Origin of the sequence: Escherichia sp. KTE52 (assembly GCF_000408325.1) — a bacterium.
Lineage (GTDB): Bacteria > Pseudomonadota > Gammaproteobacteria > Enterobacterales > Enterobacteriaceae > Escherichia > Escherichia marmotae.
The window spans coordinates 1,020,630-1,032,588 of record NZ_KE138680.1 but is presented as its reverse complement, the minus strand read 5'-3'; the positions used below and the strand labels follow the sequence as shown (position 1 = coordinate 1,032,588).

Genomic DNA, 11,959 nt, shown 5'->3' with positions numbered 1-11,959 from the left:
TGAATAACAACTTATTGAATTTTCTTCACTTTAAAGGCCGGATAAGGCGTTTATACCGCATCCGGCACCAGCACAAGGGCAAGAAAATTATTCGCCGCTCTGCGCCTCTTCGACAGGCTGCATCTCGCTAAACCAGGTATCCAGCTTCTGACGCAGCTTATCCACACCTTGCTTCTTCAGAGAAGAGAATGTCTCTACCTGCACATCACCGTTAAACGCCAGCACCGCTTCACGCACCATATTCAATTGCGCTTTACGTGCACCGCTTGCCAGTTTGTCCGCTTTGGTCAGTAGCACCAACACGGCGATATTGCTGTCTACCGCCCACTCAATCATCTGCTGATCCAGATCTTTCAGCGGATGGCGAATATCCATCAGTACCACCAGGCCTTGCAGGCTCTGACGTTTTTCCAGGTATTCCCCTAATGCGCGCTGCCATTTACGCTTCATCTCTTCCGGAACTTCTGCGTAGCCATAGCCCGGCAAATCGACCAGACGTTTGCCGTCAGCCACTTCAAACAGGTTGATAAGCTGGGTGCGTCCTGGCGTTTTCGAGGTACGCGCCAGGCTTTTCTGGTTAGTCAGCGTGTTCAGCGCGCTGGATTTCCCTGCGTTGGAACGGCCTGCAAAAGCCACTTCGATTCCGGTATCGGAAGGTAAGTGGCGAATATCAGGCGCACTCATCACAAAATGCGTCTGTTGGTAATTCAAATTAGTCAAAGCGGTCGTCTCCATCAGTCAAAGCGTTGCGGCGATTATACCTGAACCACAATAAAAGACGGATTTTTCGGGGGAGTGGTGTAAGTAAAAACCATATGCTTTGTGAGATATTGCCGATCATTTTTATGCGAAATCGTAGAGAAAATTCTGCGATGCATGTCAAATAGGTCAAAGAAATCAGGTGATTAGTTTTATACAATAATCTGAAAATGAGTAAATACTGATGATAGTTTATTGTTTGTTTGGTGCAGAAGCGTAAAGTAGCACCCATAGAGCGAGGACGCTAACAGGAAGATGACTCAGGATGAGGGTCAGGAGCGCCAGGAGGCGAAGACAGAGGATTGTCAGGAAGACAAACGTCCGGAGACGTAATTAAACGGAAATGGAATCAACACGGAATGTTCTGGCTAATGGAAAAACAGGGTGTGTTGGCGGCCTGCAAGGATTGTAAGACCCGTTAAGGGTTATGAGTCAGGAAAAAAGGCGACAGAGTAATCTGTCGCCTTTTTTCTTTGCTTGCTTTCTGTTAGATTCCGCCGCAAATCTATACTGAATAAAACGGCTAAAAGACGAACTATTATGAAACCATCATCTTCAAACTCACGCAGCAAAGGTCACGCAAAAGCGCGTCGAAAAACACGCGAAGAGCTGGATCAGGAAGCTCGTGACCGCAAGCGTCAGAAAAAACGTCGTGGTCATGCGCCAGGCAGTCGTGCAGCGGGCGGTAGCGCTACATCGGGCAGTAAAGGCCAGAACGCACCGAAAGATCCACGCATTGGCAGTAAAACCCCTATTCCATTGGGTGTGACTGAAAAAGTCACCAAACAGCACAAACCGAAGAGTGAGAAACCTATGCTTTCACCGCAGGCGGAGTTGGAGTTACTGGAAACGGATGAGCGTCTGGATGCGCTGCTGGAACGTCTGGAAGCGGGCGAAACCCTGAGTGCCGAAGAGCAATCCTGGGTTGATGCTAAACTGGATCGAATTGATGAGCTGATGCAGAAACTCGGACTCTCTTATGACGACGATGAAGAAGAGGAAGAAGACGAGAAGCAAGAAGACATGATGCGTCTGTTGCGAGGCAACTAACGGGTTGCCACTGTGGGCCTTCCCGTTCTGCTGATAACCCTTCCGGTTATATGTTATCTGGTGTGGTTATTCGTTAAACTACAGCGGTTGTCGCGGCGACAAAAGTGGCTGCGCAACCGGTTGATGACCCAAAACGGACATCAGCCGGTACGCCGTAGCCGCCAGAGACGCCATCGGAAGGAGTGAGCATGTCTGTACAGCAAATCGACTGGGACCTGGCCCTGATCCAGAAATATAACTATTCCGGGCCACGATACACCTCGTACCCGACCGCGCTGGAGTTTTCAGAAGACTTCGGTGAACAGGCGTTTTTACAAGCCGTGGCGCGCTACCCTGAGCGTCCCTTATCTCTCTACGTGCATATCCCGTTCTGCCACAAGCTTTGCTATTTCTGTGGCTGCAATAAAATTGTGACTCGCCAGCAGCATAAAGCCGACCAATACCTGGACGCGCTGGAGCAAGAAATCGTTCATCGTGCGCCACTGTTTGCCGGACGTAAAGTCAGCCAGTTGCACTGGGGTGGCGGTACGCCGACGTACCTGAACAAAGAGCAAATTAGCCGTCTGATGAATCTGTTGCGGGAAAACTTCCAGTTTAATACTGATGCGGAAATCTCGATCGAAGTTGATCCGCGTGAAATTGAACTGGATGTCCTCGATCATTTACGTGCCGAAGGCTTTAACCGCCTGAGCATGGGTGTGCAGGACTTCAACAAAGAAGTGCAACGTCTGGTCAACCGTGAGCAGGATGAAGAGTTCATCTTTGCCCTGCTTAACCATGCGCGTGAGATCGGCTTTACCTCCACCAACATTGACCTCATTTACGGCCTGCCGAAACAGACGCCGGAGAGTTTCGCTTTTACCCTGAAACGCGTGGCGGAACTGAACCCTGATCGTCTGAGCGTCTTTAACTACGCGCATCTGCCGACCATTTTTGCTGCTCAACGTAAAATCAAAGATGCTGACCTGCCGAGTCCGCAGCAAAAACTGGATATCCTGCAGGAAACCATCGCCTTCCTGACGCAATCGGGTTATCAGTTCATTGGTATGGATCACTTTGCCCGCCCGGATGATGAGCTGGCGGAGGCCCAGCGTGAAGGCGTGCTGCATCGCAACTTCCAGGGTTACACCACCCAGGGCGATACCGATCTGCTGGGAATGGGCGTCTCTGCCATCAGTATGATTGGCGATTGCTATGCGCAGAACCAGAAAGAGCTGAAGCGTTACTATCAGCAGGTAGATGAGCAAGGCAATGTGCTGTGGCGCGGTATTGCGTTAACGCGCGATGACTGTATTCGCCGTGATGTAATTAAGTCGCTGATCTGCAACTTCCGTCTGGATTACGCCCCCGTTGAACAGCAGTGGGATTTAAACTTCGCTGATTATTTTGCGGAAGACCTCAAGCTGCTCGCCCCATTAGCAAAAGACGGGCTGGTGGATGTCGATGAGAAGGGAATTCAGGTGACAGCGAAAGGTCGTTTGCTGATCCGCAACATTTGCATGTGCTTTGATACTTATTTGCGCCAGAAAGCGCGAATGCAGCAGTTCTCGCGGGTGATTTAGTTGAATGGCGCTTCGTTTACAACGGTGATAAACGAAAGCGCCATCAATTGACTGAGAACAAAACTGCCTGATGCGCTACGCTTATCAGGCCAACAAAACCTGTTTTTGTATGCCGGATAAAGCGTTCACGCCGCATCCGGCATGAACAACGAGTTTCAGCTAAACAGCCCAATCATCGCGGCACACAGCACGGCAGCAACGGCAGTTTGCGGCGCGTGGCTGCTAACTGCGCCACTCGATAGCAGATTAATTATTGATTCTAACATAATGACTCTCCCCGTTTTCCGGGCAAGATCATACTGAACTTATCGGAACAGTAAAGCGCAAAATAACAGCAATTTGCGCTCAATAATCAATCTTTACACAGCAAGCCTGAGTCACTCCATTCCCAACTCTTTTAACTTACGTGTCAGTGTGTTACGTCCCCAACCAAGCAGTCTCGCCGCTTCTTGTTTATGCCCCTGCGTATGTCGCAATGCGGTGGTCAGCAATGTCCGCTCCAGCTCAGGTTGCGCTTCAGAAAGTAAGTTTTGATGACCGGAACGCAGCGCCCGATCGGCCCATTGCGCTAACAGCGTTGCCCAACTGTCCGGCTGCATTGTGGAAGGGCTTTCCGCTACGGTTGATTCAAACAGTTCGCCAGGCAAATCCTGAATCAACACTTCCTGTCCGGCGGCCATCACCGTTAGCCAGCGGCAGGTATTTTCTAGCTGACGCACGTTCCCCGGCCATGCAAGACGCGTCAGGGCGGCTTCTGTCTCCGGGTGCAGTAACTTCGCTTCTACACCCAGCTCACGCGCGGCAACTTGCAGAAAATGACGTGCCAGACGGGGAATATCCTCCCGACGCTCGCGCAGTGGCGGCAGATGAACACGGATAACGTTCAGGCGGTGGAACAGATCCTCACGGAACTTGCCTTCCTGCACACGCAGTTCCAGGTTCTGGTGAGTCGCAGCGATAATACGCACATCCACTTTCACCGGCGCATAGCCGCCAACGCGGTAAAACTGACCGTCTGCCAGCACGCGCAGTAACCGTGTCTGCACATCCAGCGGCATATCGCCAATTTCATCAAGGAATAACGTGCCCCCATCGGCCTGTTCAAAACGGCCCTGACGAACGGTATTGGCACCGGTAAACGCGCCTTTCTCGTGACCAAACAGTTCTGATTCGATCAAATCTTTCGGGATAGCCGCCATATTCAGCGCGATAAACGGCGCTTTGGCGCGCGGGCTATGGCGATGCAGGGCATGAGCGACCAGCTCTTTACCTGTGCCGGATTCGCCATTGATCAACACGCTAATAGAAGAACGTGAGAGACGGCCAATAATACGGAACACATCCTGCATGGCAGGCGCTTCGCCAATAATATCGGTTGTTGGTCCGTTAAGCTGAATATTGCGCGGTTGCTGCTGTTCCTGGTAATGGCTGATGGCTCGCTCAACCAGCGCCACGGCTTCGTCGATATCAAACGGTTTGGGCAGATAATCAAACGCCCCTTGTTGATAGGCGCTAACGGCGGCATCCAGATCGGAATGTGCGGTCATAATGATGACCGGAAGCATCGGATGACGCTGTTTAATTTGCTTGAGCAACGCCAGCCCGTCCATTCCGGGCATACGGATATCTGAAAGCAGTACATCCGGCGTTTTGCTTGCCAGCGCCTCCAGCACCTCGGCACCGTTCTCAAATGCCGTGCAGGTTAAACCCGCTCCAGCGAGCGCACGTTCAAGCACCCAACGGATGGAACTATCGTCATCGACTACCCAGACTATCCCTCGTTGCATAAACGTCACCTTTATTTCCTGATAGGCAGGTAAACCGAGAACTCGGTATGACCCGGCCAACTGGTAAATTCAATTTTGCCTGAATGCTGATCAATCAAGTTACGGGCAATGGATAAACCAAGCCCGGTGCCGCCTTCGCGACCGCTGACCATCGGATAAAACAGCGTATCCTGCAAATGGGGCGGAATACCAGGCCCGTTATCTTCCACATCAATTCGTGCTGCCAGCCGATAGCGTTCGCCATGCAAGGTCAGTTGAAACGCGGTGCGGGTACGCAGAATAATTTCACCGCCCTCCGGCCCCAGCGCTTGTAACGCATTGCGCACAATATTCAGCAGTACTTGCTCAATCTGATCCGGATCGTGCGCCAGTTCTGGCAGGCTGGGGTCGTAATCACGAATCAACCGTACATTGTTCGGTAATTCCATCGACACCAGCGTCACCACGCGCTCTGCCACTTTGTGAATGCTTTCGGTGACGTGTGTGCCTGGTAGTTGCGGCCCCAACAGACGGTCGACCAGATTTCGCAGTCTGTCCGCCTGCTCGATAATCACTTTGGTATATTCCAGCAGAGACGGATCGGGCAACGCTTTGCTGAGTAACTGCGCCGCACCTCGTAAGCCGCCAAGTGGATTTTTGATCTCATGTGCCAGGCCGCGGACCAAATCGCGGGCAGCAACTTGCTGGGCGTGCTGTAGCTGCTCCTGGCTTAAGCGACGCTGGTTATCCATCGGTGTCATCTCCAGCAGGATCATGCCGTCCGGCATACGCTGGGCCGTCACAGAAAGAATATGCGAGCGCCCGTCAATCACCAGCGTCACTTCGTTATCGGTAAAACCTTGCCCCGCCTCCAGACTTTCTTGCATCAGACCGATATTTAGCGAGAAGTAGCTCAACAGTTCCGGTAACGGCGTACCAAACAATTTACGGGAACTTTGGGCGAGCAGTTGTTGCGCGGCGGGGTTGGCGTAATGGATCGCCAGGTTGTCGTCAATTAACAAAATACTGTTAATCAGAGAGTTGAGGATCTGCCCAGCATCGGGCTGCGTGCCTGTTGCCATAAAGCAGTCTCCTGAACAGGTTGCACCATTTTAGTGCATTATAGCTTTTTACGGATAAAAAGCGCGAAGCATCAGAGAAGTTTCGGAGAAAAAAGCCCATGCAGAGATGGGCTGAAATTTCCACGGCAACTAAAACCCCGGCGTTTGTGCGCCGGGTATGACTACTTCAACTATTAGACGCTGTAGTACAGCTCAAACTCTACCGGGTGCGGAGTCATACGTACGCGGTCATCTTCTTCGCGACGCAGAGCGATGTACGCATCGATCGCTTCATCAGTGAACACGCCACCGGCTTTCAGGAATTCGCGGTCCAGATCCAGCTCGTTCAGTGCTTCTTCCAGAGAGCCTGCAACCTGCGGGATCTCTTTCGCTTCTTCTGGCGGCAGGTCATACAGGTTTTTGTCCATTGCTTCGCCCGGGTGGATCTTGTTCTTGATGCCATCCAGACCCGCCATCAGCAGGGCAGCAAAGCACAGGTACGGGTTAGCTGCCGGGTCCGGGAAACGCACTTCGATACGACGCGCTTTCGGAGAAGATACCACCGGAATACGGATAGATGCAGACCGGTTACGCGCAGAGTAAGCCAGCATTACCGGTGCTTCGTAGCCCGGAACCAGTCGCTTGTAAGAGTTGGTGGTCGGGTTTGCCAGCGCGTTAATCGCTTTCGCGTGTTTGATTACACCGCCAATGTAGTACAACGCCTGCTCAGACAGACCAGCGTATTTGTCGCCTGCGAACAGGTTGACGCCGTTTTTAGACAGTGACATGTGGCAGTGCATACCGGAGCCGTTATCACCGAACATCGGTTTCGGCATAAAGGTCGCCGTTTTACCGAAACGATGCGCCACGTTGTGGACGACATATTTGTAGATCTGAATTTCGTCGGCTTTTTTGGTCATGGTATTGAAGCGGGTTGCCACTTCGTTCTGACCTGCGGTTGCCACTTCGTGGTGATGTGCTTCAACCACCAGGCCCATCTGTTCCATTACCAGACACATTTCAGAACGGATGTCCTGAGCAGAGTCTACCGGCGGAACCGGGAAGTAACCGCCTTTCACTGCAGGACGGTGACCTTTGTTACCACCTTCATATTGGGTGGAAGAGTTCCATGCGCCTTCGATATCGTCGATAGCGACGTGAGAACCGGAGATAGAAGAGCCGAAACGAATATCATCGAACAGGAAGAATTCTGGCTCTGGCCCGAACAGTACAGTGTCGGCAATGCCAGTGGAACGCAGGTAATCTTCAGCGCGCTTAGCAATAGAGCGTGGGTCACGGTCATAGCCTTGCAGAGTGCCTGGTTCGAGGATATCGCAACGGATAATCAGGGTAGAGTCCGCGAAGAACGGGTCAATCACTGCGGTGGATGCGTCTGGCATCAGCACCATGTCGGATTCGTTAATGCCTTTCCAGCCGCCAATCGAGGAGCCGTCAAACATTTTGCCTTCTTCGAAGAATTCAGCATTCACCTGATGAGCAGGGATAGTGACGTGCTGTTCTTTACCTTTGGTGTCGGTGAAGCGCAAATCAACAAACTTCACTTCGTGCTCGTTCAGCATCGTCAGTACGTGTTCAGCGGACATACTTTAACTCTCCTGGATTGGTCATTGTCGTCGTGGTAACGAAATCTGCAATTAATTGGGCCGTGTCGCCGTAAAAAAGATAAAGCGAAATCTGTGCCAACTTTTAAATTGCCCCTAAAAGGCGTTATCATGCTTACCATCGTGCAAAAGGGCTGCACCATGATGCGAATGTTGCACCAATATAGTGCTTCAATGGAAACATTAAGCACCATGTTGGTGCAATGACCTTTGGATAACCCTTTTTATGCTCCGTGAAAGCGATCACAAAGGGACTCTGCAATACTTGTTTGCGGAGGATGTTTGTGATCCTGTTTTGTAGTGCGATTAATCCGTGTACAATAACGCGCTATTTCTAATGCCTGAGGCAAAGTTGTGATCGAAAAATTGCGTAACATCGCCATCATCGCGCACGTCGACCATGGTAAAACCACCCTGGTAGATAAGCTGCTCCAACAATCCGGTACGTTCGACTCTCGTGCCGAAACCCAAGAGCGCGTGATGGACTCCAACGATTTGGAGAAAGAGCGTGGGATTACCATCCTCGCGAAAAACACCGCTATCAAATGGAATGATTACCGTATCAACATCGTTGATACCCCGGGGCACGCCGACTTCGGTGGTGAAGTTGAACGTGTAATGTCCATGGTAGATTCAGTGCTGCTGGTGGTTGACGCATTTGACGGCCCGATGCCGCAAACGCGCTTCGTAACCAAAAAAGCGTTTGCTTACGGCCTGAAGCCGATTGTGGTAATCAACAAAGTTGACCGCCCTGGCGCGCGTCCTGACTGGGTTGTTGATCAGGTATTCGACCTGTTCGTTAACCTCGATGCGACCGACGAGCAACTGGACTTCCCGATCGTTTATGCTTCTGCGCTGAACGGTATCGCGGGTCTGGACCACGAAAATATGGCGGAAGATATGACCCCGCTGTATCAGGCGATTATCGACCACGTTCCTGCACCGGACGTAGACCTTGACGGTCCGTTCCAGATGCAGATTTCTCAGCTCGATTACAACAGCTATGTTGGTGTTATCGGCATTGGTCGCATCAAGCGCGGTAAAGTGAAGCCGAACCAGCAGGTTACTATCATCGATAGTGAAGGCAAAACCCGTAACGCGAAAGTTGGTAAAGTGCTGGGCCACCTTGGTCTGGAACGTATCGAAACCGATCTGGCGGAAGCTGGCGATATCGTGGCAATCACTGGCCTTGGTGAACTGAACATTTCTGACACCGTTTGCGACACGCAAAACGTTGAAGCGCTGCCGGCACTCTCCGTTGATGAGCCGACCGTTTCTATGTTCTTCTGCGTTAACACCTCTCCGTTCTGCGGTAAAGAAGGTAAGTTCGTAACGTCTCGTCAGATTCTGGATCGTCTGAACAAAGAACTGGTACACAACGTTGCGCTGCGCGTAGAAGAAACCGAAGACGCCGATGCGTTCCGCGTTTCTGGTCGTGGCGAACTGCACCTGTCTGTTCTTATCGAAAACATGCGTCGTGAAGGTTTCGAACTGGCGGTATCCCGTCCGAAAGTCATCTTCCGTGAAATCGACGGTCGTAAACAAGAGCCGTTCGAAAACGTGACTCTGGACGTTGAAGAACAGCATCAGGGTTCTGTAATGCAGGCGCTGGGCGAACGTAAAGGCGAGCTGAAAAACATGAATCCAGACGGTAAAGGCCGCGTACGTCTCGACTACGTGATCCCAAGCCGTGGTCTGATTGGCTTCCGTTCAGAGTTCATGACCATGACTTCCGGTACTGGTCTGCTGTACTCCACCTTCAGCCACTACGACGATGTGCGTCCGGGTGAAGTGGGTCAGCGTCAGAACGGCGTACTGATCTCTAACGGTCAGGGTAAAGCGGTAGCGTTCGCGCTGTTCGGTCTGCAGGATCGCGGTAAGCTGTTCCTCGGTCACGGTGCAGAAGTTTATGAAGGTCAGATTATCGGTATTCACAGCCGCTCTAACGACCTGACTGTAAACTGCCTGACCGGTAAGAAACTGACCAACATGCGTGCTTCCGGTACTGATGAAGCCGTTGTTCTGGTTCCGCCTATCCGCATGACTCTGGAACAAGCACTGGAGTTCATCGATGATGACGAACTGGTAGAAGTCACTCCGACCTCTATCCGTATTCGTAAACGTCACCTGACGGAAAACGATCGTCGCCGCGCTAACCGTGGTCCGAAAGAAGATTAATTTCTCTTTTTAGTCGTGAAAAACCTGCCAGCGATGGCAGGTTTTTTTTTTGCCTGTTGTAAGTTCTCACCAGTGCGAGTATCTCCCTTGTAAGTCTGTGACTACAGCAATAGAGAGCTTTGTCACAATTATCTGCAAAGTCACACGCCGTTAATTGCTTTCTTTTTTGGCGTAAGCGTAAGATGCTTCATCTGGTTTAAACCAAAAGGATTAAACAATGGCCGGAAACCAATCCACCGTAGAAAATGCAAAAGAGAAACTGGATCGGTGGTTAAAAGATGGCATCACCACGCCGGGTGGAAAACTCCCTTCAGAAAGAGAGTTGGGAGAGTTGCTGGGTATTAAACGTATGACGCTGCGCCAGGCGTTGCTGAACCTCGAGGCAGAATCCAAAATCTTCCGTAAGGATCGTAAAGGTTGGTTCGTTACTCAGCCGCGTTTTAATTACAGCCCGGAACTGTCGGCTAGCTTTCAACGGGCTGCAATTGAACAAGGGCGGGAACCTTCCTGGGGATTTACCGAGAAAAGTCGTATCAGCGATATTCCCGAGACGCTCATGCCACTGATTACAGTAACGCCGTCAACCGAACTCTATCGCATTACCGGTTGGGGGGCGCTGGAAGGGCATAAAGTTTTCTATCACGAGACGTATATTAATCCTGAAGTTGCCCCTGGTTTTATTGAGCAACTTGAAAACCATTCATTTTCTTCAGTCTGGGAAAAATGCTACCAAAAAGAGACGGTAGTAAAAAAATTGATTTTCAAACCCATCAGAATGCCTGGCGATATCAGCAAATATCTTGGCGGTTCTGCGGGTATGCCAGCGATCTTAATTGAAAAACATCGTGCCGACCAGCAAGGGAATATTGTCCAGATAGATATTGAATATTGGCGATTTGAGGCTGTAGACCTCATCATTAATCTGTAGGTGTTTTATGGTGACAATAAATAACGCAAGAAAGATTCTACAACGTGTCGATACTCTTCCTCTTTATTTACATGCCTATGCTTTTCATTTAAATATGCGGCTGGAAAGAGTATTGCCGACTGATTTACTTGATATAGCGAGTGAAAATAATCTGCGAGGCGTCAAAATTCATGTTCTGGATGGAGAACGTTTTTCTCTGGGTAATATGGCAGATAAAGAACTCTCTGCCTTTGGCGATAAAGCTCGCCGTCTGAACCTTGATATTCATATTGAAACCAGTGCCTCAGATAAAGCATCTATTGACGAAGCCGTCGCCATCGCACTGAAAACCGGGGCATCGTCCGTGCGTTTTTATCCGCGTTATGAAGGTAATTTGCGCGATGTATTATCGATCATCGCTAACGATATTGCTTATGTGCGGGAAGCGTATCAGGACAGCGGCCTGACCTTTACGATCGAACAGCATGAAGATTTGAAAAGCCATGAGCTGGTATCGTTGGTCAAAGAAAGTGAGATGGAGTCTCTTTCCTTACTGTTTGATTTTGCGAACATGATCAATGCAAATGAGCATCCCATGGACGCCTTAAAAACGATGGCACCGCATATTACTCAGGTGCATATCAAAGATGCATTGATCGTTAAAGAACAGAGTGGTCTGGGGCATAAAGCCTGTATTTCAGGTCAGGGAGATATGCCGTTCAAAGAGTTATTAACGCACCTTATCTGCCTGGGTGATGATGAACCGCAGGTGACGGCATATGGCCTGGAAGAAGAGGTTGATTATTATGCTCCGGCGTTCCGCTTTGAAGACGAAGATGATAATCCGTGGATCCCATATCGCCAGATGAGTGAAACACCATTGCCAGAAAAGCATTTGCTGGATGCGCGGTTACGTAAAGAAAAAGAAGATGCAATTAATCAGATATATCATGTGCGTAACGTACTACAACAAATCAAGCAAGAGGCAAGCCATCTTCTGAACCACTAATAAGTTTTAACTCATCCGCAGTTAATAAAAACCATTCTATAAGAA

Annotated in this window: 10 protein-coding genes and 1 pseudogene; 6 read left to right on the top strand and 5 right to left on the bottom strand. The window is 50.4% G+C overall.

What is annotated here, in order from left to right:
* Nucleotides 1-87: 87 nt before the first annotated feature.
* Nucleotides 88-720 carry a ribosome biogenesis GTP-binding protein YihA/YsxC gene (gene yihA, locus A1SC_RS06745; protein ID WP_001517354.1) on the bottom strand — a complete coding sequence of 211 codons (633 nt, stop codon included), beginning with the start codon at nucleotides 718-720 and terminating at the stop codon, nucleotides 88-90.
* A 233-nt stretch (nucleotides 721-953) separates the two neighbouring features.
* On the opposite strand from yihA, the pseudogene A1SC_RS24755 reads away from it, so the two are divergent.
* The 3 genes and pseudogenes from A1SC_RS24755 (at nucleotide 954) to hemN (ending at nucleotide 3,371) form a co-directional block, all read left to right on the top strand.
* Nucleotides 954-1,181 (top strand): annotated as a pseudogene (locus A1SC_RS24755) (hypothetical protein).
* Nucleotides 1,182-1,299: 118 nt separating this feature from the next.
* Nucleotides 1,300-1,809: a Der GTPase-activating protein YihI gene (yihI, locus tag A1SC_RS06750; RefSeq protein WP_001517353.1), complete on the top strand. Its 510-nt coding sequence runs from the start codon at nucleotides 1,300-1,302 to the stop codon at nucleotides 1,807-1,809.
* A gap of 188 nt (nucleotides 1,810-1,997) precedes the next feature.
* Nucleotides 1,998-3,371 carry an oxygen-independent coproporphyrinogen III oxidase gene (gene hemN, locus A1SC_RS06755; RefSeq protein WP_016262674.1) on the top strand — a complete coding sequence of 458 codons (1,374 nt, stop codon included), beginning with the start codon at nucleotides 1,998-2,000 and terminating at the stop codon, nucleotides 3,369-3,371.
* A gap of 155 nt (nucleotides 3,372-3,526) precedes the next feature.
* On the opposite strand, the gene A1SC_RS06760 is transcribed toward hemN, so the two are convergent.
* The 4 genes from A1SC_RS06760 to glnA all read right to left on the bottom strand — a co-directional run bounded on the left by A1SC_RS06760 (nucleotide 3,527) and on the right by glnA (nucleotide 7,802).
* Nucleotides 3,527-3,637 carry a YshB family small membrane protein gene (locus tag A1SC_RS06760; RefSeq protein WP_001517351.1) on the bottom strand — a complete coding sequence of 37 codons (111 nt, stop codon included), beginning with the start codon at nucleotides 3,635-3,637 and terminating at the stop codon, nucleotides 3,527-3,529.
* Nucleotides 3,638-3,748: 111 nt separating this feature from the next.
* A complete protein-coding gene (gene glnG / locus A1SC_RS06765) occupies nucleotides 3,749-5,158 on the bottom strand; it encodes a nitrogen regulation protein NR(I) (RefSeq protein ID WP_001517350.1) in 1,410 nt (469 codons plus the stop codon).
* Nucleotides 5,159-5,169: 11 nt separating this feature from the next.
* Nucleotides 5,170-6,219, bottom strand: coding sequence for a nitrogen regulation protein NR(II) (gene glnL / locus A1SC_RS06770; protein WP_001517349.1), 1,050 nt, complete (start codon nucleotides 6,217-6,219; stop codon nucleotides 5,170-5,172).
* Nucleotides 6,220-6,392: 173 nt separating this feature from the next.
* Complete coding sequence (glnA, locus tag A1SC_RS06775; RefSeq protein ID WP_001271717.1) at nucleotides 6,393-7,802, bottom strand: glutamate--ammonia ligase; 1,410 nt, start codon at nucleotides 7,800-7,802, stop codon at nucleotides 6,393-6,395.
* Nucleotides 7,803-8,174: 372 nt separating this feature from the next.
* Between glnA and typA the strand changes: the two genes are divergently transcribed.
* The 3 genes from typA (at nucleotide 8,175) to A1SC_RS06790 (ending at nucleotide 11,914) form a co-directional block, all read left to right on the top strand.
* Nucleotides 8,175-9,998 (top strand): ribosome-dependent GTPase TypA, encoded by a 1,824-nt coding sequence (gene typA / locus A1SC_RS06780; RefSeq protein ID WP_000570678.1) that lies wholly within the window; start codon nucleotides 8,175-8,177, stop codon nucleotides 9,996-9,998.
* A gap of 217 nt (nucleotides 9,999-10,215) precedes the next feature.
* Nucleotides 10,216-10,926 carry a GntR family transcriptional regulator gene (locus A1SC_RS06785; RefSeq protein ID WP_016262673.1) on the top strand — a complete coding sequence of 237 codons (711 nt, stop codon included), beginning with the start codon at nucleotides 10,216-10,218 and terminating at the stop codon, nucleotides 10,924-10,926.
* A 7-nt stretch (nucleotides 10,927-10,933) separates the two neighbouring features.
* Nucleotides 10,934-11,914 (top strand): sugar phosphate isomerase/epimerase family protein, encoded by a 981-nt coding sequence (locus tag A1SC_RS06790; protein WP_000256415.1) that lies wholly within the window; start codon nucleotides 10,934-10,936, stop codon nucleotides 11,912-11,914.
* Nucleotides 11,915-11,959: the final 45 nt, after the last annotated feature.

Bases quoted from the DNA above. Each gene is read 5' to 3' on its own strand.
- yihI (WP_001517353.1), top strand. From the start codon at position 1,300: ATGAAACCATCATCTTCAAACTCACGCAGCAAAGGTCACGCAAAAGCG.
- A1SC_RS06785 (WP_016262673.1), top strand. From the start codon at position 10,216: ATGGCCGGAAACCAATCCACCGTAGAAAATGCAAAAGAGAAACTGGAT.
- glnL (WP_001517349.1), bottom strand. From the start codon at position 6,219: ATGGCAACAGGCACGCAGCCCGATGCTGGGCAGATCCTCAACTCTCTG.
- glnA (WP_001271717.1), bottom strand. From the start codon at position 7,802: ATGTCCGCTGAACACGTACTGACGATGCTGAACGAGCACGAAGTGAAG.
- glnG (WP_001517350.1), bottom strand. From the start codon at position 5,158: ATGCAACGAGGGATAGTCTGGGTAGTCGATGACGATAGTTCCATCCGT.
- A1SC_RS06760 (WP_001517351.1), bottom strand. From the start codon at position 3,637: ATGTTAGAATCAATAATTAATCTGCTATCGAGTGGCGCAGTTAGCAGC.
- A1SC_RS06790 (WP_000256415.1), top strand. From the start codon at position 10,934: ATGGTGACAATAAATAACGCAAGAAAGATTCTACAACGTGTCGATACT.
- hemN (WP_016262674.1), top strand. From the start codon at position 1,998: ATGTCTGTACAGCAAATCGACTGGGACCTGGCCCTGATCCAGAAATAT.